This is a genomic window from Kluyvera sp. CHPC 1.251, assembly GCF_036759945.1.
GTDB classification, from domain to species: domain Bacteria; phylum Pseudomonadota; class Gammaproteobacteria; order Enterobacterales; family Enterobacteriaceae; genus Kluyvera; species Kluyvera sichuanensis.
Map to the genome: position 1 here is coordinate 660,612 of NZ_JAPKIC010000001.1, position 22,187 is coordinate 682,798.

22 protein-coding genes are annotated in these 22,187 nt (G+C 56.6%); 14 read left to right on the plus strand and 8 right to left on the minus strand.

From position 1 onward, the window contains the following. Positions 1 to 393 precede the first annotated feature (393 nt). The 10 genes from V6940_RS03025 (at position 394) to V6940_RS03070 (ending at position 10,383) form a co-directional block, all read left to right on the plus strand. On the plus strand, positions 394 to 702 hold the full coding sequence (locus tag V6940_RS03025; RefSeq protein ID WP_333494768.1) for a hypothetical protein: 309 nt from the start codon (positions 394 to 396) through the stop codon (positions 700 to 702). A gap of 628 nt (positions 703 to 1,330) precedes the next feature. After that, on the plus strand, positions 1,331 to 1,903 hold the full coding sequence (locus V6940_RS03030; protein ID WP_333494769.1) for a fimbrial protein: 573 nt from the start codon (positions 1,331 to 1,333) through the stop codon (positions 1,901 to 1,903). A gap of 53 nt (positions 1,904 to 1,956) precedes the next feature. Then, positions 1,957 to 2,502 (plus strand): fimbrial protein, encoded by a 546-nt coding sequence (locus V6940_RS03035; protein ID WP_333494770.1) that lies wholly within the window; start codon positions 1,957 to 1,959, stop codon positions 2,500 to 2,502. Positions 2,503 to 2,543: 41 nt separating this feature from the next. After that, entirely contained in the window at positions 2,544 to 3,260 is a 717-nt protein-coding gene (locus V6940_RS03040; RefSeq protein WP_333494771.1) for a fimbria/pilus periplasmic chaperone, read from the plus strand. A gap of 24 nt (positions 3,261 to 3,284) precedes the next feature. Beyond that, positions 3,285 to 5,915: a fimbrial biogenesis usher protein gene (locus tag V6940_RS03045; RefSeq protein ID WP_333494772.1), complete on the plus strand. Its 2,631-nt coding sequence runs from the start codon at positions 3,285 to 3,287 to the stop codon at positions 5,913 to 5,915. 15 nt (positions 5,916 to 5,930) lie between these two features. After that, positions 5,931 to 6,944, plus strand: a complete 1,014-nt coding sequence (locus V6940_RS03050; protein WP_333494773.1) for a fimbrial protein — start codon at positions 5,931 to 5,933, stop codon at positions 6,942 to 6,944. A gap of 9 nt (positions 6,945 to 6,953) precedes the next feature. Continuing rightward, a complete protein-coding gene (locus V6940_RS03055; protein WP_333494774.1) occupies positions 6,954 to 7,388 on the plus strand; it encodes a fimbrial protein in 435 nt (144 codons plus the stop codon). A 107-nt stretch (positions 7,389 to 7,495) separates the two neighbouring features. Then, on the plus strand, positions 7,496 to 8,005 hold the full coding sequence (locus tag V6940_RS03060) for a fimbrial protein (protein WP_333494775.1): 510 nt from the start codon (positions 7,496 to 7,498) through the stop codon (positions 8,003 to 8,005). Positions 8,006 to 8,018: 13 nt separating this feature from the next. Further along, positions 8,019 to 8,690, plus strand: coding sequence for a fimbrial biogenesis chaperone (locus V6940_RS03065; protein WP_333494776.1), 672 nt, complete (start codon positions 8,019 to 8,021; stop codon positions 8,688 to 8,690). Between the two features lie 31 nt (positions 8,691 to 8,721). Beyond that, the gene (locus tag V6940_RS03070) at positions 8,722 to 10,383 is read left to right on the plus strand and encodes a PglL family O-oligosaccharyltransferase (protein ID WP_333494777.1); all 1,662 of its coding nucleotides are present in this window, start codon (positions 8,722 to 8,724) and stop codon (positions 10,381 to 10,383) included. A gap of 8 nt (positions 10,384 to 10,391) precedes the next feature. On the opposite strand, the gene V6940_RS03075 is transcribed toward V6940_RS03070, so the two are convergent. Then, positions 10,392 to 11,078: a helix-turn-helix domain-containing protein gene (locus tag V6940_RS03075; RefSeq protein WP_333494778.1), complete on the minus strand. Its 687-nt coding sequence runs from the start codon at positions 11,076 to 11,078 to the stop codon at positions 10,392 to 10,394. 242 nt (positions 11,079 to 11,320) lie between these two features. On the opposite strand from V6940_RS03075, the gene V6940_RS03080 reads away from it, so the two are divergent. The 3 genes from V6940_RS03080 (at position 11,321) to V6940_RS03090 (ending at position 14,206) form a co-directional block, all read left to right on the plus strand. Beyond that, positions 11,321 to 11,920: a hypothetical protein gene (locus V6940_RS03080; protein ID WP_333494779.1), complete on the plus strand. Its 600-nt coding sequence runs from the start codon at positions 11,321 to 11,323 to the stop codon at positions 11,918 to 11,920. An 86-nt stretch (positions 11,921 to 12,006) separates the two neighbouring features. Then, positions 12,007 to 12,933, plus strand: coding sequence for a LysR family transcriptional regulator (locus V6940_RS03085; RefSeq protein ID WP_333494780.1), 927 nt, complete (start codon positions 12,007 to 12,009; stop codon positions 12,931 to 12,933). Positions 12,934 to 13,048: 115 nt separating this feature from the next. Continuing rightward, on the plus strand, positions 13,049 to 14,206 hold the full coding sequence (locus V6940_RS03090) for an NADH-dependent flavin oxidoreductase (RefSeq protein ID WP_333494781.1): 1,158 nt from the start codon (positions 13,049 to 13,051) through the stop codon (positions 14,204 to 14,206). 9 nt (positions 14,207 to 14,215) lie between these two features. Here the strand turns inward: V6940_RS03090 and V6940_RS03095 are convergent, their stop codons facing one another. Further along, positions 14,216 to 15,172, minus strand: a complete 957-nt coding sequence (locus V6940_RS03095; protein ID WP_333494782.1) for an AraC family transcriptional regulator — start codon at positions 15,170 to 15,172, stop codon at positions 14,216 to 14,218. Between the two features lie 115 nt (positions 15,173 to 15,287). Between V6940_RS03095 and V6940_RS03100 the strand changes: the two genes are divergently transcribed. Continuing rightward, the gene (locus tag V6940_RS03100) at positions 15,288 to 16,484 is read left to right on the plus strand and encodes an MFS transporter (protein ID WP_333494783.1); all 1,197 of its coding nucleotides are present in this window, start codon (positions 15,288 to 15,290) and stop codon (positions 16,482 to 16,484) included. A gap of 151 nt (positions 16,485 to 16,635) precedes the next feature. Here the strand turns inward: V6940_RS03100 and V6940_RS03105 are convergent, their stop codons facing one another. The 6 genes from V6940_RS03105 to V6940_RS03130 all read right to left on the minus strand — a co-directional run bounded on the left by V6940_RS03105 (position 16,636) and on the right by V6940_RS03130 (position 22,180). Further along, a complete protein-coding gene (locus V6940_RS03105; protein WP_333494784.1) occupies positions 16,636 to 16,956 on the minus strand; it encodes an AzlD domain-containing protein in 321 nt (106 codons plus the stop codon). Next, complete coding sequence (locus tag V6940_RS03110) at positions 16,946 to 17,698, minus strand: AzlC family ABC transporter permease (protein WP_333494785.1); 753 nt, start codon at positions 17,696 to 17,698, stop codon at positions 16,946 to 16,948. Before V6940_RS03110 ends, V6940_RS03105 begins: the two co-directional genes overlap by 11 nt. A gap of 171 nt (positions 17,699 to 17,869) precedes the next feature. Then, entirely contained in the window at positions 17,870 to 18,880 is a 1,011-nt protein-coding gene (gap, locus tag V6940_RS03115; protein ID WP_333494786.1) for a type I glyceraldehyde-3-phosphate dehydrogenase, read from the minus strand. A 78-nt stretch (positions 18,881 to 18,958) separates the two neighbouring features. Further along, complete coding sequence (locus V6940_RS03120; RefSeq protein ID WP_333010513.1) at positions 18,959 to 19,939, minus strand: GlxA family transcriptional regulator; 981 nt, start codon at positions 19,937 to 19,939, stop codon at positions 18,959 to 18,961. Positions 19,940 to 20,020: 81 nt separating this feature from the next. After that, positions 20,021 to 20,398, minus strand: coding sequence for a hypothetical protein (locus tag V6940_RS03125; RefSeq protein WP_333494787.1), 378 nt, complete (start codon positions 20,396 to 20,398; stop codon positions 20,021 to 20,023). 123 nt (positions 20,399 to 20,521) lie between these two features. Further along, on the minus strand, positions 20,522 to 22,180 hold the full coding sequence (locus V6940_RS03130; protein WP_333494788.1) for a glycerone kinase: 1,659 nt from the start codon (positions 22,178 to 22,180) through the stop codon (positions 20,522 to 20,524). Between the last annotated feature and the right edge of the window lie 7 nt (positions 22,181 to 22,187).

The following is a 22,187-nucleotide window of genomic DNA, read 5'->3' on the forward strand; positions in this document are numbered from 1 at the left end:
TTTTCGCGTGTTAAGCCAGAAATGACAGGTTATTCCCGCTTGGATAAAAGGTGGAAATAAAGGCAGGTGAGACGGCTATTTTCTCCATAAATTAACAACAATAACATTACCCTAACATATTGCGCCGGACTGGCAATGCGTAATATCCGCAGAACGGCCGTTTTATTGCCTTTTTAGACTGAGGTTAATCCTAAAAATTATCTGATGACGATCGCGGATTCGGCTGAAATAAGGGCTGAATACGACGAATGCGCGATACCTGAAAAACGTCACCGACGATAGAGTCAGCAGACTAACCTTTTCCGCCGACACGATGGCGAAACAGGCCGAAGAAGGAGGTATGGCGAGGCGCTCGCGATACCGGTCATTGCTCACAGGATGTGAGGTCTGAAGATGAAAACCGTTCATGCAATCTGCCTGGCGCTTGCCGCTTTAACGTTATCCTCCCCGCTATTGGCACAAACTCGCGCTACCTCAGGAAAAATTCACTTTATTGGTAAGATTGTTGAAGGTGGTTGTAATGTGGTTCCCCAGGCACAAATCATGCAGGTAAGCTGCTATCGCGATGGAAAAAATAAGGTTGACCAGGTCGTCATGTCTGCGACAGGCAATGCGCCGTTTATGCAGCATTATGGTATGGTGAGCCAGAAAGCGATATTGGGTCATCCGGAGTTGCGCGAAGTAACCATTAGCTATTATTAAGTGATATCCCATCGTTGCCTTTTCTCCTATCCAGAGAAGAGGCGCTCTCCGCATCACTGGGGGCGTCTTTTTGTCCGTCAGACGATAGTACCTGACTAAATTAGTAAGCTACCGACAAGTAAAAATATCTTTTGCGATGAAGATCCTACTGACATTTTTATAAATTAAAAGTGCATGTTTATTTACGCTTATTTAGTCACTATTTGGTGTATTTTTCGCTATAAATTAATAAATATTATCTACCGCTGAAATGCTATTTAACTTCCTTGGTGAGATACTCCTTACGTGGTATTAATACACAAAATTAACATAGTGTAACGGTGTTAATATTTACTTGAAACAACACGTTAGGTCATGGCTTTCAAGTGAAATCATCATTCTTCGAAAAGTAACTGTCCACTATCGGATAAAAACGACGTTGTAAAACAATATTGGCATTGTGGATAATCTGCGCCATCAGGTTCGGACGATCTGACGACAAAATATTATTTATAGCGATTGCTGCGAGAAAAATTGCCCAGTTCAATAATTACTTTGCAGACTATTTAATTTATTAAATGGGAACGTTCCCCTATTTTGTCTTAAACATCAGGGAAATATTAATTTTGACAACTCAAAGGCAATGAAAATGAAAAATTTAACGGTTAAAGGACTGACGCTGGCATTAATGATGGTGGGTGGGTCGGCAATGGCAATGGGCGGCTCCAGCGATGCGACCGGCCCAACCACGGTAACCGGTGGTTCCGTTCATTTTACCGGTTCGGTGGTGAATGCTGCCTGTGCCGTCGCACAAGACTCGGTCAACAAAACCGTTGATATGGGGCAGGTTCGCCTGGCGGCCTTCGGCGAGCAACCGACGGTGGGCACGGCGGCAAACCAGAAAACCCCGTTCAGCATCACGCTGACCGACTGCGACACCCAGGTGTCTACCCAGGCAACCGTGACCTTTAACGGCGCGGCGGCGGAAGGCAGCGCAGGCGTCCTGGACAACATGGCCGGTGCGGGCGGCGCGCAGGGCGTTGGCGTGCAGATTTATGACACCGACGGCACCGCGCTGGATCTGGGCAAAGAATCGAAAGCCGCCACCCTTATCGACGGCGATAACGTCATGAGCTTCTCTGCGGACTACATCACCACCGCAAGTACGCTGACTGCCGGTAACGTCGACGCGACGGCGACCTTCAACGTCACCTACGAGTAACGTTTCAGGGATGGTTAACGCCACGGAGGGCAAATTTGTGAAGAGGAGGCGGGATGAAGCTATCGCAACCGGGCCTGGCGCTGCTGCTAAACGGTCTGATGCCGCTGGCCTGGGCCGGCAATCACCATGTGGTCACCGTACCCGGCGGCGACGTGCATTTTACCGGCGCAGTGGTAGAAGCGGCCTGCGCGGTGGATACCAATAGCGATGCCCAGACGGTGGACATGGGGCAGGTACGCTCCAGCCTGTTTGGCGGCACCGGCAGCTGGGGAAACCCGCAGCCATTCACCATCGTGCTAAAGGACTGTGACACCGCCATTAGCCAGCAGGTTGGCGTGGCGTTTAACGGCGTCACCGACGAGAAGGATCCGACGGTGCTGGCGGTGACCAGCGGAGCGGGCAGTGCGGCCCACGTGGGCATCGGCATCTTTGATAGCAACGGCAATGTGATTGTCCCCAATACGGCACCGCAGCTTTTTACCACGCTGAAAGATGACACCAATGTACTGAACTTTGTCGCCAAATATCGGGCAACTGCAGAGAACGTTTCACCAGGCGAAGCGGATGCACAAACCTGGTTCACGTTGACCTACATGTAACTATTCCGCCGCGGCGGGCGCATTTTATTAAAAGGTAACTCATGTCTATTTTTTCCCGAACCGGCCTATGGGCGACGGCGCTGACGTTAGCCAGCCTGCCGTTATTCTCGCCGCTTGCCCAGGCGGCTGACTATGGCGGTATTGCGCTTGGCGCTACGCGGGTTATTTATCCTCAGGGAAGCGAGCAGATTTCACTGTCGGTCAATAATACCGATAGTCACGGCGTGTTTTTAATTCAGTCCTGGGTAGAAAACGCCGACAGTAAAAAGAGCAGCGATTTTGTGGTGACGCCACCGCTGTTTGTGATTAAACCGAAAAAAGAAAACACCCTGCGGGTGATGTATATCGGCCAGGATGCGTCATTGCCAAAAGACCGTGAAAGCCTGTATTGGATGAATGTGAAAGCCATTCCGGCCGCCAGTAAAGAGGCGCAAAATAAAAATACGCTGCAAATTGCGGTTCTCAACCGTATCAAGCTGTTTGTCCGTCCTAAGGGGCTGACGATGCCGTCCGCCGACGCGCCAGCACAGCTGCGTTTTCATCAGGCTGGCTCGCAGTTGACGATTAAAAACCCCACGCCGTACTACGTGACCCTGGTTGAACTGACTGAAGGCACCGCCGCGCTTCCAGCCACGATGGTACCGCCATTAGGGGAGAGCCGCCTCGCCGTGCCGTCAACCGCGCACGGTGATATCACTTTCCAGACGGTGAATGATTACGGCGCGAATACGCCGAAACAACATGCGGTTATGGAATAACCCGCGGGACAGGTCGGCGAAATAATGACACTTCGTAACTGCTATGCCGCTCAGGCAATCGCACGGGCTTTGCGTTGTCCAAAGTACGGCTTTACCGTTATTTTGCCGGCGGCACTGAGCGCTATTCCCTATATGGCCTGCGCGGATAACTATTTTAACCCAGCGTTTCTTTCCGGTGATAATTCAGCGGTAGCGGACCTGTCGCGTTTTGAAAATAGCAATGGACAGGCACCTGGAAAATATCGGGTTGATATTTATCTTAACCAGCAGTTTATTTCCAGCGAAGACGTCGATTTTAAAGCAGTTAAGAAAAGCCAGGATGATACCGGGCTGTCACCGTGCTTTACCCTGACGCGTCTGGAAGCGATGGGGCTTAACCCGAATGCTTTCCCGGCGCTCAAAGCGCTGCCTGCAGACCAATGCGTCCCGTTTGACGCTATTCCTGACGGCAGCACCCGTTTTGATTTTGAACACCAGAAACTTGATATCAGCATTCCGCAGGCCGGGATGAAGCAGAGCGCGCGTGGCTATATTCCGCCGGAACAGTGGGATCAGGGGATAAACGCTATGACCCTGAACTATGACTTTTCCGGCAGTAACAGCGGCGGCACCAGCAGCCAGGACAGCTATTACCTGAACTTACAAAGCGGTCTGAACCTCGGGGCCTGGCGTCTTCGTGACTACTCCACCTGGAACTACAGCCACGGCGAAGGCAGCACGCAGAACGAATGGCAGCACATCAGCACCTATGTCGAACGGACGATCGTCCCGTTAAAGTCGGAGTTAACCTTGGGTGAAAGCTACACACCGTCGGATGTATTTGATTCGCTGGGCTTTCGCGGCGCGCAGATCGCCTCCGATGACAATATGCTGCCGGACAGCCTCAAGGGCTTTGCGCCGACCGTGCGCGGTATTGCCCGCAGCAATGCCAAAGTCACCATCAAACAGAACGGCTACGTCATCTACCAGACCTACGTGTCGCCGGGGGCGTTTGCCATTAAGGATCTCTATCCCACCTCATCAAGCGGCGATTTGCAGGTGACGGTGCAGGAGACGGACGGCAGCGAAAATAGCTACACAGTACCCTATTCAGCGGTGCCGCTGCTCCAGCGTGAAGGGCGGCTGAAATACGCGCTGACCGCCGGGAAATACCGCAGCGGTAACGATCAGCAAGACGAAGTGGATTTTGCGCAGGGGACGCTTATCTGGGGGTTGCCGAGGGGATTTACCGCCTACGGCGGCAGCCAGGCATCGGCGGATTATCGGGCGTTTGCGCTGGGTATTGGGCTCAATATGGGCGACCTGGGGGCGGTATCCACCGATATCACCCAGGCCAACAGTACGCTGGTGGACGGCAGCCAGCATGAAGGTCAGTCCGTGCGTTTTCTGTACGCCAAAGCGCTGAACTCGCTCGGCACTAACTTCCAGCTGCTGGGCTATCGCTATTCGACGCAGGGTTTTTACACCCTCGATGAAACCACCTACCAGCATATGGACGGGTACACCGGGGAAGCCGGTTTTCAGGATGACGACCACGACGGCAAGCAGGATAAGCCGCAGTGGACCGATTTCTACAACCTCTACTACACCAAAAAAGGCAAAGTGCAGATCAACGTTTCGCAGTCGGTGGGCGAAAACGGTTCGCTGTTTATCACCGGCTCCGAGCAGAGCTACTGGCATACCGATGAAACCGACCGGCTTATCCAGATTGGCTATAACGGCAGCTGGCACACTATCTCCTTCGGTCTGACGTGGAACTACGATCGCTCGCCCGGAGCGCGCGAGGCTGACCAGGTTTATGCCTTTAACGTCTCGCTACCGATTGGCGAATGGCTCGCCGGGCGCGGTAACGCCGACGTCTACCACGCGGCGAACACGTTTAACGCCTCGTACAACATGAGTACCGACCGCCACGGCAAAACCTCACAGACCGCCGGGGTCAACGGCACGCTGCTTGCTGAGAACAACCTGAACTACAACGTGCAGGAGAGCTACGGCAACCACGGTACTGGCGACAGCGGCAACGCCAGCCTCAGCTATCAGGGCACTTACGGCAACCTGAAGGCCGGTTACAACTACAGCGACGGCTATCACCAGCGCAACTACGGCATGAGCGGCGGCGTTGTGGTTCACCGTAACGGCGTCACCCTGAGCCAACCGCTGGGCGACACCAATATTCTGGTGAAAGCGCCAGGGGCGGCGGGCGTGGCGCTGGAGAACACCACCGGGGTTAAAACCGACTGGCGTGGTTACGCGGTCGTGCCGTATGCCACTACCTATCGACAGAACCGCGTGGCGCTGGACACCAACTCAATGGGGCAAAACGTCGATATCGACGATGCGGTGGTCAACGTGGTGCCAACGCAGGGGGCGATGGTGCGCGCGGAGTTTAACGCCCATATCGGCGCCCGCGTGCTGATGACCCTCAACCATCTGAATAAACCGGTGCCGTTTGGTTCTACGGTGACGGTCAACGACAGCCAGCAGAGCAGCCTGGTCGGCGATGACGGACAGGTTTATCTCTCCGGCCTGCCGCCGTCCGGCACGCTGGTGGTGCAGTGGGGGGAAGGGGACGACAAACGCTGCTCAGTGGCCTACCAGCTCTCGGCCGACCAGATGACCACCTTTAATCGGGTGGCGGAAACCTGTCATTAACGCTGCGGAAAGTTCATGAAAATATTAATAAAAATGCTATTTAGTTTACTGTTATTGAGCGCAACCAGCACGGCGTTTGCCGGTTCGTCGGACAGCTGTTCCAATGCCACCGGGTCAACGCAGAACGAAAACTTTGACGTGACAACCGCGCTGACGGCGGATACCAACGTGGCCGGAAAAACCACCCAGGTCGTACGCTCTGGTGATATTCATATGAATGCGAACTGTCCGAAGGTGGCTTCAAACAGAAATAACTACACCTATCGTTCCTACGTCTCGAACTACCCGGTAGTGGAGACGTCCGGTAGCTGGAAATACCTTCAGCTCAACGATTACCTTGAAGGCGCGCTGCGGGTGACCGATGCGGTTGCCGGGGATGTTTACGCACCGGCCAACTACGCCAAAATGGGCACTGACGGCTGTGTATCCAACGGCTGCAACTTCCCGGTGTCAGATTCCAACATCACGCTGCAGATAAAAATTGCCAAACCCTTTGTCGGCAACGTGACAATTCCTCAGACGCGCCTTTTCAACGTCTATATCAACCGCAGCAGCGGCGGGTCGTTCGGTACGCCGGTTTATACCATCTCGTTTAGCGGCTCGATCACCGTGCCGCAGAGCTGCGAAGTGAACGGCAACCAGGTGATTACCATCGACTTCGGCACGCTCTCCTCGGGTAACTTCAAAACCAAAGGACAAAAGCCTTCCGGCTTCACCCCGGTGAGCCGCCAGGTGCCGGTGAAGTGCTCGGGCGGCGTGAGCGAAATGGCGAGCCTGAGCTTCCGTTTTCAGGGGCAGGCCGATGTGAATGAACCGACGGCGATTGCTACCGACAACAGCGATATCGCGGTGCAGTTCACCGATATTCTCGGCAATGTGATCGTGCCCAACACCGGCACCATCCCGTTCCAGCTGCAGGACTACGTCGCGACGGTACCGTTTACCGTTGCGCCGATTAGCGCCACCGGTAAGAAGCCGCAGCAGGGAGTGTTCCATGCGCAGGCCTATATCGTGGTCGATTTTAATTAAGGGGCAGCAATGAATAACGGCAAACGGAGGTACTGGCTGGCGATCATCGGATGGGCGCTGAGCGCGGCAACGGTTCAGGCGGCGAATAACGGCGTTGAAATCGACATGAGCGGCACGGTAGTAGCCTCCACCTGTGATGTGGAAACCGCCGACACCCTGCAGACCATTTTTATTGGCAATTTCAGCAGCAACACCTTTCACACGGCGGGCGACGTATCGCCAACCGCCGATCTGGTCATCCGCCTGAAAAATTGTAGCAGCGGTATTTCCGGGGCGACGGTGATGTTCAGCGGCACGCCGGACGGCGACAACGGCAAGCTGCTGGCGCTTTCAGATACCGCCGGGAAAGGGGATATGGCCTCTGGGGTTGGCGTGGAGATCCTTGATGCCAATAAGAAAACGGTGGCGATTAACACCACCAGCGACAGCCAGTCGCTGCAGTAAGGAGACAATAACGCGCTGACGTTTTTCCTGCGCTATCAGGCGACGAAAATTCCGGTCACCGCCGGAAACGCCTCGTCGGTCATGTACTTCGATCTGAGCTACCAGTAATGAAAATAATCCTCACGCTACTTCTGCTGGCCGCTGTCAGCGCGCAGGCGCACGACGGCACCGTCTACGTGAGCGGATCCATTCAGGATAACACCTGTATCGTGGCACCGTCCTCCCAGGCGCAGACCGTACCGCTGGGCGATATCGCCGCAAAGCAGTTCGCCACTAAAGGCAGCGGCTCGTCGCCGGTGGCTTTTATTATCGATCTGCAACAGTGCGGTGCCGCAGCGACCGGCGTTGACTTTACCTTTAGCGGGACGGCAGACACGGCGGATAAAACGCTGCTGGCGCTCGACAGCGGTAGCGATGCGGCTCAGGGGGTTGCTATTGAACTGCAAAGTGCCGATCACGCCCGGCTGCCGCTGAATCAGGCCTCATCCCGCTACGTAATTGACCCGACACGTACCGATAACGTCTTTATCTTCTACGCCCGCTATATGGCAACGGCGAGCAGCGTGACCAGCGGCACGGCAAACGCCACCGCGACCTTTACGCTGACCTGGCAATAGCGGGGGAGTGCCCATGAAATATTGCCCGTTTGCCCTGCTGGTCTTCGGCGTTTCCGCCCACGCGGGCGTTACCGTAGACGGTACCCGTTTTATCTTTGATGCCGACAAGCCGAGCATCACCTTTACGGTGAACAACACCGCTCAGCAGCGCTATCTGGTGCTGTCAAAGGTGCTGGACTCGCAGGGGCAGAGCGGCAATCAGGTGCCGTTTATCACCACGCCGCCGCTGTTTCCGCTGCTGCCAGGGCATAGCAACATTGTACGCATTATGCGTATGGGCGGTGACCTGCCGGATGACCGCGAAAGCCTGTTCTGGTTGAGCGTGGCCAGCATTCCTGAAACCCAGAGCAAGCCGACCGCAAATGCCTTACAGATAGCGATTCGGAGCCGGATGAAACTGTTTTATCGCCCAGTGGGTCTGAAGGGGCGCGAAGAAGAGGCCTATCGTCAACTGCTGTGGAAAGCGCAGGGCAGCAAGACCCTGGTCAGCAACCCGACGCCCTATTACGTCACGCTAGTTAACCTACGCGTCAACGACCGAACGGTGGAGAATGCGGGCATGGTGGCGCCGTTTGCCTCCGAGGTGAAAAACATCTGCCCGACCAGCGGCCGCTGCGTGCTGCAGTGGCAAACCATTAATGACTACGGGCGTGTAATGCCCATACAGACGCAAACGCTAAGGTAAGCAAATGGCTGTCCAGAACAGGGATGTGAATATGCGAAAGGCCTGGCCATTGGTCGCCATGCTGGCGCTGATTTATCTGCTGGTGATGCATCTGGTGATCGCTAATATGGGCGGCAGCGGCAGTGAACTCCCTACCTCGCTGTGGGTCTGGTTTTGCATGCTGCTGTTGTTGGGCTGTGGCTGGCCCTGTTTTATCCGCTCCGCCATCGTCGTGGCACCCGGCACCCGACGCATTCTTCTGGGCGCGTTGTTAATGAGCCTGCCGCTGGCGTGGAGCCCCGAACCGAGCTGGCGTCTTGATGCGCTGCCGCGTTTTGCCGGGCTGTGGGCAGGCGTGATGCTGCTACTGTTGTTGACGCATGTGAGATTCAGCGCGCGCCAGCGGCAAACGCTGCTGTATTTGTTGGTGTTAGCCGGGCTGATTCAGGCGGTTTACAGCCTGCTGGGGCTGCATCTGCCGACCGTCCTTCCCGGGTTTGAACAACAGGTGCTTGCCGCCTCGCCGGGAAATATCAGCGTTTTTCAGCAGCGCAACGTTGCCGGGTCGTTTCTGGCGTGCGGTGGCGCGGTGGGGTTGTTCAGTCTCGGTTCACCGTTTTTCCGTAGCCGATATCCGCGAAGGGAGGCTGCGCGAATCGCTGCCATCAGCGTGGCGGTGATGGTGCTGTTCTGGGTGTTAACAGAGATTTCCTCGCGCATCGGTTGGCTAAGCGCGATTTGCGTCTACGTTGGGATGGTATGCCTGCACTGGCAGACCTCCCCGGTATGGCGACGCGGACTGTTACTGGGTGCCCCGGCGGTGGGCGTAGCTATCGGCATAAGTTTGATGCCGCTGTCGTTTAGCGAGGCGCTGGCGCAGCACGATGGTTCGACCCTCCAGCGGCTGATGATTTTACGTGAAACCCTACGCATGATTGCGCTGCACCCGTTCGTGGGCTGGGGCTACGGCAGCTACGTCTGGCACTTCAGCCACTTTATTGCCGATCGTGCGATGCCGATTGCCAATGGCAGCCTGGTGATTCCGCATCCGCACAATGAACTGCTCTACTGGTGGGTTGAAGGCGGACTGGTGGCGCTGATGGGGCTAATGCTGCTGGCGTGGGCCGGCATGACTCTTTTTTTCCGCACGACAAACCGCCAGACGCTGTCGCTGCTGTTCTGCCTGCTGCCGCTGCTGTTGCATACCCAGGTGGAGTACCCGTTTTATCAGTCAGCAACGCACTGGCTGACGTTTATTATGCTGCTTAGCCTCGCCGTTGGGGATGGTTCGCTCGTACGCGCGTTCAGCGGTCGTTGGCTGCCGTATTTTTCGGCGCTTATAATGATTGCCGTTTGTGCCGGCGCATTTACGCTATTAGCGACCCTACGCCAGCAGTCCGTATTAACGCATTTTGAGCAGATGCCAGAAAAATATTATCACCAGGTATTGATACTACGTGAAAGCGGTCTGGAGACAGCGCGTTTCAGAAAAGACCGCGCGCTGGCGCTGATTGTGGAATATCAGAAAACCGGGAATCGACAGGCGCTATCAACGTATTTATCACAGGCAACCTGCTGGCTTAATTTATGGGTTGATGCCGATATGTATAATAATGTGATCAATGTCGATTTTTTTATGGGTAACGCCATTGCCGGCAAAACATTTAAATCGGAAGCGGAAAGGATATTTATTGATGATAATCGTTTTCAATAATATCAATATCAGAAAGCGACGGGTAATTTTTCCATAGCAATCAGCACGCCTGATTTCATCTCGATATAATTTCCCTTTTTTAATTCTGCGAGTACATCCATAATTCGACTGCGAGATATTCTGGTCCGGCGTTGAATAAAAGAGGAAACTTTAATTTGCAGTCGAATATCTTCCGGGTAGAGCCAGAGTTCCATCAGCAGTGAGCGAATTTTGCTATAGGCATCGTTACCGACCAGTTCGCTGTCGCGCGCGCTCATGACCATGACGCGCTGGGCGAGAATTCGCGAGATATCGTGCCATAAATTAAACTCATCGCACTTCTCAACAAACAGGTCCAACGGCACAATCCAGCCAGTGCAGTCGGTTTCTGCGCGAATATAGTGCTGCGGGCGCGCCTTAACATCATAATAAAGGCTATAGCCGTCAATAAGGCCCACGACGGTGGGGGCAAAAACGGTGGCCATATGCAGATCGACCTGGGCATGGCTTACAGAAAAGCAGCCGGTGGTCACCAGTAAAATAAACGCCGATTCACGATCGTTACTGAGTAGCATTTTTGTCGATGCGTTTAGCGTAAACGCGGTGCCAAAAGGGGCCAGCACGTTGTGTAGATCCGTTATTGCCTTCAGCGGTTTCGTTTGCTGACTAAACTCAAAGGCATGTAGCGGTCGGGACGAATCGTCTGATTGCGACATTTCTTATTTCTCAATGGATATTCTGGAAAGAAGTATAGCATGCCGAAATCGGATGATATAGCTGATGTTAATGATTGTTCTTGATTTATTTTTGCGAATGAGACTAATCCTTTTTTGTTGTCCGAAATAGTATTCTTAGCGATGAATTAACGGGTCCAATTATGGACATTATGCTGTGTTGCAATAACATTTCATACTCATTAGCATTTTACGCTGGCTACTATTACCATGGAGTCAGCTAAATGGAGGTTGTCAGTTACAGCGACAATATTTTTCTTAATTTGGGTATTCAGTCGATATTGAACGTCAGTGCGGCGAGCACTCGCCAGTATAAGTTAAATAGTGCGGTTCTCGACTACATCATTATCCTTAACGATCTGGATATCCGTCAGACGATCGACGCGCTTGGCGCAGAAGCCGCAAGGTTTCGACGAAAAAACGTCATGGTACTCACCGAGGCCATTTCGCCGTTGATTGTCGGTTATTTATTGCGTAAATGCCGCGGCCTGGTGGCATATAGTATTAAAAATAACCACTGTGAACTACTGATTGATGCGCAGAGCGATGAGTCGTGCGATGACATTGAACAGGCGCACTACTTTTCGCTGTCGGATAACGAACTGTTTATTCTGCTGTCGCTCAGTATGGGTATGAAGCCAGAATTATTAACGAAGATCACCGGGCGCTCGGAAAAACGCGTTAGCGCCATTAAGCGCGAGGTGATGAGTAAGTTAAATATTAAGAACAGCACTATTTTTTATGATGTTATCAGGGCGCTGTTTGTGCCAGTCAGGCAAAGTACGGTACATCCCCGGCACAAGTCGTCGCACGCCAAAGCCTGACGCACTGCAGGGCGCTATTCAGTCCGTTTTACGCCCGCTATACTCAGCGCATTTGGGGAATAATTTTCCCGTATTGAGGGGGTAACGTGGAACTGAATCGCATTGGCGATATTGCCGCTTTTATCGCGGCGGTTGACGCTGGAAGCTACACCCGCGCAACGGCAAGCGTCGGTTTATCGCGCTCGGCGATTGGTAAAAGTATCACTCGTCTTGAGGCCCAGCTAGGCGTTCGCCTGCTGAACCGTACTACGCGCCAGCTCAGCCTGACTGAAGAAGGCTGCATTATGTATGAGCGCTGCAAACGCATTCTGGAAGATCTTGAAGCAGTGGATGACGCCATGGCGCTGCGCCGGGAAAAACCGACCGGCACCCTGCGTCTGACCGCGCCGCTCTCGCTGGGGCAGCGCCATATTCTGCCGGTTATTGACCGCTTTTTGCGCGCCTCGCCCGCGCTACGCGCCGACGTGGTGTTCACCGACCGCTTTGTCGATCTGATTGACGAAGGGTTTGATATTGCTATTCGCATCGGTGAGCCCCGAGGTGACTCACGCATTCTGACCCGCACCATCGGCACGCAGCATATGGTCACCTGCGCGTCACCGGCATACCTGGCAGCGCGCGGCACGCCGATGACGCCGCAGGCGTTGCGCCAGCACGATACCATCTTCTTTCGCAGCGCCGAGCGGCGTAGGAGCTGGCGCTATGCCACCCCGGAGGGCGAATTTGTCTATGAAGGCCCGGGGCGTATTGATATCGATAGTTCAGAGGCGATGCTGTCGTCGGCTATTTCCGGCTTTGGCGTGATCCAGTTGCCCGATTATCTGGCTGCCGACGCGATCGCCAAAGGAACGCTGGTGGCTATCCTCACCGAATTTAAGATCCCGCCGGATCCGGTGCGGATAATTTACCCCAGCAAACGCTACCTCTCGCCGCGCATTCGTGGATTTGTCGATTTGATTGCTGAAGAGTGGCAAACGCTCGGCGTACCCTGGGAGCGCGCTGACCGCCTGTAGCGCTTTACTGTGCCCGGCGCGCCCCTGGTAAGGGACGCACATTCCCCAATGTTTGTTTTAGTATGCGAATCATCGATGACCATCCCGGTCCTGTTATTTTCATTCTGGAGCAGATATGAAGGATTACCGTTTTTTAACACCCATGACCTTGCCTAATGGCGTCGTGCTGAAAAACCGCGTGGTGTTACCGCCAATGACCGAGCAGATGTCTTTTGAAGACGGCTCGGTGACGGCGGAAGAAATTCACTATATGCAGCAGCGCGCCGGCGGCGTAGGGCTGTTTATTACCCCAGTGGCCTATATCAACAAAGAGGGCAAAGGGTTCGAAGGCCAATTAGGCATTGAGGACGATGGAAAAATCCCCGGGCTGGCAAAACTGGCGCAGGCAATCAAAGCGCGCGGGGCGAAAGCGATTCTGCAGATGTTTAGCGCCGGGCGGATGACCAATCAGTGGATCACCCGTGGGCGTCAGCCGGTGAGCGCCAGCGCCGTTGCCGCGCCGCGTAATGGGGCGGAAGTTCCGCGTGAACTGACTGCCGACGAGGTGGTGAGCCTGATTAACGACTTTGCTGAAGCCACCCGCCGCGCCATCGAGGCCGGGTTTGACGGCATTGAGTTGCACGGTGCCAATACCTACTTGCTTCAGCAGTTTGTCTCGCCGCACTCCAACCGTCGTACCGACAAATGGGGCGGCACGCTGGATAAACGCCTCGCGCTGCCGCTGGCGGTGATTGAGGCAGTGATGAAAGTGAAACAGCAGCACGCGAGCGCCGACTTTATCGTGGGCTACCGTCTGTCGCCGGAAGAGATTGAAGAGCCGGGCATTACCCTCGACGACACGAAATATTTTGTCGGCAAATTACAGGATACGGCGCTCGACTATATCCACGTCTCGATGGGCTCAGTATGGCGCCCTTCACTGCGCGATAAGCACAATACCGCGCCGATTATCACCCAGCTTAACGCGGTCAGCCCGCGTAAACCGATTATCGCCGTGGGTAATATCCGCACTCCGGCGCAGGCGGAAGAGGTGATGCAAAGCGGTGTTGACCTGGTGGCGCTGGGCCATCAGCTGATTATTGAACCGAACTGGGTGGAAAAGGTGAAAGCGGGCGATGAAGAGGCGATCCGCTATCAGCTGCATGCCGCCGATCTGACGCTGCTCGGTATCGCACCGCCGTTCCTCGAATTTATTCGTGATATGCCGGGCTTCGATATTCAGGGGCTGAACGATGAAGCGCAGCGTCAGATTGATAACGTGACCTACCTGTAAACGTGCGGGTCACATCACTTCGGCGGCGGGCACGGCATCGCGCAGCGCTCCCGGCGAGTGGCCGACCACGCGCTTGAACGCTCGGCTAAAGGCGGCAACGGAACCGTAACCCAGACGCAGGGCGACGGTTTCAATGGCCTGCTGCTCCTGGCCGATATACTGGATAGCCAGCCGCATTCGCAGCTCGCCGAGGTATTTCGCCGGCGTTGTGCCGGTTGCCGAGAGAAAGCGTTCGGCAAACACCGAGCGTGACGTGCCCGCCTCTTTGGCGAGGTCCGCCACGCTCCAGTTCACCCCCGGCTGCTGGTGCATGGCGTAAATAGCCCGGCTCAGGCGCGGGTCACGCAGTACCTGAATCCAGCCGGTAGCTTTACCACAGCCGCTCTCCACCCAGCCACGAACGATCAGCGCCGCCACCACGTCAGCGAGGCGAGCGAGAATACCGGCAAAGCCAACCTGTCGGCCCAGCGATTCACGTTCCATCGCCGCCAGCAGCGCCTGGATTTCCGGTCGGTCAGACATCAGGCTGCTAACCATCATCACTTCAGGCATCGCTTTTACCAGCGGCTGCATACCACCCAGTTCGAAATTCATACACCCGGTAAAGATGACTACGTTTTCCGCGTCTGGACAGGACGGACAGTGGATGTCATGCACCTGGCTGCAGATAGGTTCGCTGGGGAAATCGGTAATCGGCGTGACGCTGGCCGACTCGTCAGAAAGCAGGGCATGACCCTCGCCGTTAGGGATAAACACCGCATCGCCGCTATTCAGGGTAAAGCGCGCGCCGCTTTGCATTCGCAGCAGGGCCGGCCCGCGGCTGACAAAATGGAACTGCGCCTTGCCGGGCACATCGCCGAAGGAGACGCCAAACGGCGCGCTGGCTTCGAAACGGCGATAGTTCACGCCGGAGAGACGCATGCCGCGCAGCAGTTCGCTAATCATATCAGGGGCATTCAGGGTCATTTTCGTAACTCCGGACGAATTATCAATAAATGAAGATTATCCATCATAGATCGTCCCGGCGGATCTTTCTATCCTTTGCGACAGCCATCACATTTTTATAACAGGAGATTCACCGATGAATACATGCGTCGCAGAGAGCGGGCCTATCGCCCCCGCAAAACCCGCCTGGCGCGCCGTGTGGGCGCTAGGTCTGGGGGTGTTTGGGCTAATTACCGCCGAGTTTCTTCCCGCCAGTTTGTTGACCCCGATGGCGGCAAGCCTGGGCGTGACCGAAGGCGTGGCCGGGCAGACCGTGACCGCCACCGCGCTTGTCGCGCTGGTGACCGGGCTGCTGATTACTTCAGCCACCAAAAGCCTCGACCGCCGCTGGGTGCTGATGTTCTTTACCCTGATGCAGATTGTCTCCAGCCTGCTGGTGGCCTTTGCGCCGTCGTTACAGGTTCTGCTGCTGGGACGCCTGCTGCTCGGTGTGGCCATTGGCGGATTCTGGGCAATGTCGACGGCGACCACCATGCGGCTGGTGCCCGCCAGCGATGTGCCAAAGGCGTTGTCAATTATCTTTGCCGGCGTGTCGATTGCGACCGTCGTTGCGGCCCCGTTGGGCAGCTATCTGGGTAGCCTGATTGGCTGGCGCAACGTGTTTATTCTCTGTGTGGTACCGGGCGTGCTGGCGCTGCTCTGGCAACTGTGGGTGCTGCCGTCTATGCGCCCAGAAAACGGCGGCAGCCTGCGCACGCTGCTGCACGTGCTGCGCCGTCCCGGCATGATTGGCGGGCTGCTGGCGACCATCTTTATCTTTAGCGGTCACTTCGCCTTCTTCACCTACCTGCGTCCGTTCCTTGAAACGGTAGGGCGTGCCAGCGTGGAGACGATTTCGCTGATCCTGCTGGGCTTTGGCCTCGCTAACTTTGTTGGCACTTCGATTGCCGGGCACCTGCTGGCGCGCAACCTGCGTCTGACGCTGGCGCTGGTACCGTTCGGCATGGGTGTCCTGGCGCTGCTGATGGTGGCCTTTGGGCATCTGGCGCTGCTTGATGGTCTGCTGGTGACGCTGTGGGGCTTTGCCTTTGGGCTGGTGCCGGTGGGCTGGTCAACCTGGCTTGCCACGACCGTCCCGGACGAAGCGGAAAGTGCGGGTGGGCTGATGGTGGCGTCTATTCAGCTGGCCATTAGCGCGGGTGCGGCGGGCGGCGGTCTGGTGTTCGATCTTAATGGTGCCAGCGGCGTGTTTACCGTTAGCGGCGTGCTGCTGGTGGCGGCGATGGTGATGGTGTTTGCTGGGGTGCGCGTTAAGCCGGTGACGACGGAGTAGGGTGGCGCGGTAACCCTCACCCCATCCCTCTCCCTTAAAAAGGGAGAGGGGGCCGATCGGCAACATGATTGAGGAAAAGGGCTGAACCTCTCAACGACGCAAAACGGTTCCCTCGCCCCCTTGGGGAGAGGGCCAGGGTGAGGGGATGAAATCAAGCCAACAAATAGCTCAACCCCATAAACGCCGCCATCCCCGCAATCACAGTGGCAAAGAGACTCCGACTGAGTGCCCCCACCAGCGTCGCCGCGACGGCGGCCAGCAGCGAAATGCTCAGCCCACCGCTGGTTAACGCCGGTTTACCGACCAGTTCAGCGGCAATAATCGCCGACATAATCGCCGCCGGAATAAAGCTCAGCCACTGCTGCAGCGCGGGTGGCATACGAAAACGTGATAGCAACAGCACCGGCACCACGCGCATCAATGCAGTGACCAGCGCCGAGGCGATAATCGCCAGCAGAATATTACGCTCCATCCTGACTCTCCTTCTTGCCAGACAGGCGCAGGCCAATCGTTGCCAGCGTAGCGGCGACGGAGGCGGCGACAATGACCACGATGCTGGTATCGGTATGCCCGGACATCGCAAGGGTAATGACCGCCGCGACGGCGATGCTGAACGACTCCAGCCATTTACGACGGCTGGCAAACCACAGCATCAGCACCAGGCCGATAAACATCGATACCAGGCTGAAGCTCAGTCCTTCCATCAACGCCTGCGGCAGGGCGGAGGCCAGCCCCGCGCCAATAATGCAGGCGAGGATCCAGTTGAGCCAGGCCGCCACGTTCAGGCCAAACATCCAGGCAAACGACACCTTGTTTTGCGCGCCACCGCGCTGCACCGCGACGCCGAAGGTTTCATCGGTCAGCAGCAGACCGCTGACGATTTTTTGCAGCGTGGTGTGCTCACGGAAATAGACGCTCATCGCCGAACTCATCAGCAGATAACGCAGGTTTACCAGCAGCACGCTCAGTACCACCGACGCGACTTCCGCGCCCGCCGCCCACAGTGAATAGAAAAGAAACTGTGCCGACCCGGCGTACAGCAGGCTTGCCAGCAGGGCGGTTTGCAGGGTCGTAAAGCCGGAGAGTGTACCGATGGCCCCGGCTGCAAAGCCGATGCTCCAGTAGCCGGGAATGGTGGGGAAGCAAGCGGCGACCCCCGCGCGAAATTGTGCCCTGGCCTCTTGGCGTGACGAGGCGGCGGTATGAATTAACATCCATCTGTCCTGTGGTTTGCGTTACGGTCTGCGATGTGCGCGGTAGCGCCATCTTTTATAGGTATAAGAAAATGGTCTGTATCAGAACGAACAGCATATTACAGGTTCGACGGCGGGGGATAAAAAAATCCACGCCGGGCGTGGATTTTAGTGGGTAGCGAACGTCGAGGATTACGCTTCGCATTTGGCCATCAGCAGCGCCAGGTCGACCAGGCGGTTGGAGAAGCCCCATTCGTTGTCGTACCACGCCAGGATTTTGACCATGTTACCGCCAATCACCAGCGTGGAGAGACCGTCGATAATTGAGGAACGCGGGTCGCCCTGATAGTCGCTCGACACCAGCGGTTCATCGCTGTAGCCCAGAATCCCTTTCAGCGGGCCACTTGCGGCCGCTTCACGAAACGCGTTGTTCACCTCTTCGACGGTAACGTCACGTTCAAGGGTCACGGTCAGGTCGACGATGGAGACCACCGGAACCGGCACGCGCAGTGAATAGCCCGTCAGGCGTCCGTCCAGCTCGGGGATCACTTTACCCAGCGCTTTTGCCGCGCCGCTGGAGTAAGGCACTATCGACAGCGCGGCGGCGCGGGCCCCGCGCAGATCTTTCTCCGGCTGGTCGTGCAGCGCCTGGCTGTTGGTGTAGGCGTGGGTGGTGTTCATCAGACCATGCTTGATACCGAAATGTTGGTGCAGCACCTGCGCGGCGGGGGCCAGCCCGTTGGTGGTGCAGCTACCGTTACTGACCACGTAGTGCTTATCCGGGGAGTAGAGGCCGTCGTTGACCCCCATCACGATGGTTAAATCGTCGTTCTTACCGGGCGCGGAGATAATCACCCGTTTTGCGCCGCCGCTGTGGATATGCACCGCCGCTTTGTCACGCTCGGTGAAGAAACCGGTGGCTTCAATCACGATATCGACTTCAGCCTGTCGCCACGGAATGTTCGCCGGGTCGCGTTCGCTGTAGACGGTGATAGGTTGACCTGCCACCACCAGTTGGCCTTCGCTGGCGCTGACCTCGGCGGCAAGCGTGCCAAGCAGGGAGTCATATTTCAGCAGATGCGCCAGCGTTTTGCTGTCCGTCAGATCGTTAATCGCCACAATCTGGATATCCGGGTTGCCCAGCGCTGCGCGCAGTACGTTACGTCCGATACGGCCAAAACCGTTAATACCGACCTTTACCATGATCCACTCCTTATCTGTTGTCTCTGGCGCTACTGTAGGCCGGTCGCCATTTGGCGTAAACGACAAAAAAGGATCACTTTACGCCATTTTGCGACAGTGGAATCGCTGGCGGTACTCACCGGGCGTGAGGTGCAGCTGTTTTTCAAACAGACGGCGTAGGTTAATGCTGCTGCCAAAACCGGTCTGCTGCGCCACTCTCTCCAGCGTGTCGTTAGTCTGCTCCAGACGCTGACGGGCGGCGGCCAGGCGTGCTTCGGCGACGTAGCGTGCCGGAGATGCGCCGGTCTCGCGGGTAAAGACGCGGGTGAAATTGCGTGGGCTCATGGCGACTTTTTCCGCCAGCGTTTCGACGCTGAGGTCGGCGGTCAGGTTGTCGAGCAGCCAGGCGAGCAGGTCGTTGATGGGCCCCACGCTGCTGGTGCGCTGGAGATTGTAGCGGCTGAACTGTAGCTGGCTGCCGGGGCGATGGAGATACATCACAAAATCCTGGGCGATATCGCGCGCCAGGCTAAAGCCGTAATCCTCTTCCACCAGCGCCAGCGTCAGGTCGAAGCCGGAGCTCACCCCGCCGGAGGTCCAGATATGATCGTCCTGAATATAGAGCGGCCCGCCTTCGACGCGCACCTGCGGGTATTCCGTCTGGAGGGTGTCCAGCAGCTTCCAGTGGGTGGTGGCGCGCTTGCCGTCGAGCAACCCGCTTTGCGCCAGCAGCATAGCGCCGCCGCAGATTGAGGCAATACGGCGGGCATGCGGGGCGGCAAGGCGCAGCCAATCCACCACCGCAATACCTTCCTGTGCGTTCTGACCTCTGCCGGTGATGATGATGGTGTCGAGAGGTTCGCGAGGGTCTATCTCATGCAGGCGATGATCCGCCAGCAGGTTGAGGCCGGATTGGCCGTGGATCACCTGATGCGGCTGAGTGGTTGCCAGTTGAACCTGGTAGCAAGGAGAGGTGGCACCCTCAGGATGCAGACGGTTGGCCTGCATCAGGATGTCGGCTATACCGGCGGACTCAAACAGCATGCCGCCGTCAGGGACGATAATCAGTATTTTCTTCATGTCCTGAAAAGTAATCTTTTTACAGAATAAGTCAATATGGCGTTCGCTTGCCGAAGAGAACCTTGTCACGCCGACGAGAGGCTAAAAACAGGCATTCTGGGTGATATTTTTGCCGACCATCACCACCTTCTGGCTGGTGGGGTCGACGTTCAGCACTACCGAGCGAATTTGCGGGCAGATCACTTCCATGCTCTGTTTGTCGCACGTTGTCTGCAACCATTGATGGTCACCGTCCTCGGTGCTGACGAGATGGCGCTCGGCATAGGGGCTACACGTGTACCCGCGCTGGGTGATGGCGGCCCGAGCGGCGTCAAGGCTCATGCCCACGACGTGTAGTTCATCGACCTCTTTAGCGTGGGCGCTCTCTGAGACGCGGCTTAATACGCAGCCTGTCAGTAGGCTGGTGATAAAAAACAGCGCGATTGGCGGGAAAAGCGAGCGAAGGTAGCGGTTGGGCATCGGTTAACGGTGTCGGTTGCATTGGGTGACTTTATGATTGTTCGTCACGGCGGGTTACGCAACCCTTACGTAGACTTACGTAGAAAAATGCCCGCGAGTTCTCGCGGGCAGTTGGTCGAACGGTTAGCCCCGTGGGCGTTGCGCCAGAGCTTTAAACACCATCGCAATGGCATGGGCACCGGGGTCCATATTACCCGCAAGACTATCGCTGTTGAGGTAGGAAGCGCGGCCCGCGTTGGCTTTGGTGGCATGGCTGGTGGCGTCGGCTCCCGCCTGCGCGGCTCGGTAGGCGGCATCGAGGTTGCCAGGCTGCTGCGCCAGTGCGTCCAGTGCCGGTTGCAGGGCATCAATTAGCGTACGATCGCCGAGGTCAGCACCGCCGTAAAACTTCATCTGTGCCAGCCCGGCCTGCAGGGCAGCAACCACAGGTTTGCCTTCGTGGATAGCCTGCCCGGCGGCGGTGAAGAAGATAGACATCAGCACGCCGCTGGAGCCGCCCATCACCACGGTTAACCGTTCGCCAATCAGCCCGCACAGCGTCTCAAGCTGCGCCAGTGGCAACTGGTGGTCGTGCAGCAGACGGGCAATTTCACGCGCCCCGGCGGCGAAGGTAGAACCGGTATCACCATCGCCCACTTTGGCATCCAGCGCGTTCAGGCAGCTTTCCAGGTCGGACAGCGTGGCGGTTACCGTCTCAATATAGTCCGCCACCTGCGCATCTTCCGACGGCGTAAAGGCCACGCGAGCGCTCTTTATATCGCACGGCAGGGTGGTCTGCGGGCGCAGGCGCACCGGCGGCAGCCAGCCAGCGGTTCTCACCTCTGACAGCAGCGCTTTTTCCACGCTCTCTTCCATCACCATCGCGGTAATTGAAAAACCCTTCATATCGAGGGCGCTGACCAGCGGGGCGGGCCCAATCAGCCAGTCGCAGCGTGAAGCCAGCGCGCTGGAGGCCAGTTCACGAGTGAGGATCGCCATCTCGGTCACCGAGCCGCCGCCGAGGTTGTTGAGCATCAGCAGCAGGCGACCGGTAGCCGGTAACGCCGCGCTGAGTTTTTCGACCATCAGGTGCACAAGTTCGGCGCTGTTTTGTGTGTCAACCACGCTCGCGCCAGGCTCGCCGTGGATCCCCATTCCCAACTCGGCTTTGCCTGGGAAGTGGCGAACACCATCCTGCGGGTCGCCGGGCAGGTGACAGCTTGCCAGCGCGACGCCGAGGCTGAACACGCGGGACATCGCCAGACGCGCTTCCCGGGTGACCGTATCCAGGTTGCTGCCCATTTCCGCGAAGTAGCCGGCAACCTTATGGACAAGGATTGTGCCCGCAATGCCGCGCGGGTGCTTGTTGTCCGGCAGGGAGATATCGTCGCCGACGATGACCATCTCGACTTTGTAGCCCAGACGGCGAGCTTTTTCCGCCGCAAGGCCGAAGTTTAAGCGGTCACCGGTGTAGTTTTTGACAATCAGCAGGCAGCCCGCATCACCGGTCACCGCCTGGATGGCGGTCAGCACGGCATCCACGCTCGGCGAGGCGAAAAGGTCGCCGCAGACCGCTGCTGTGAGCATTCCCTTGCCGACAAAGCCCGCGTGAGCCGGTTCATGACCCGCGCCGCCGCCGGAAATCACCGCCACCCGGGATTTAACCAGATCGCGACGGACCACAATACGAATCGCCGGATCGCTTTCCAGACGGGCAAGGTTGTTCCACGGGCTCGCGATGATCGCCCCTTCAATAGCGTCATTCACGAGGTTTTCGCGTTGATTGTAGAAAAATTGCGACATAACAGAT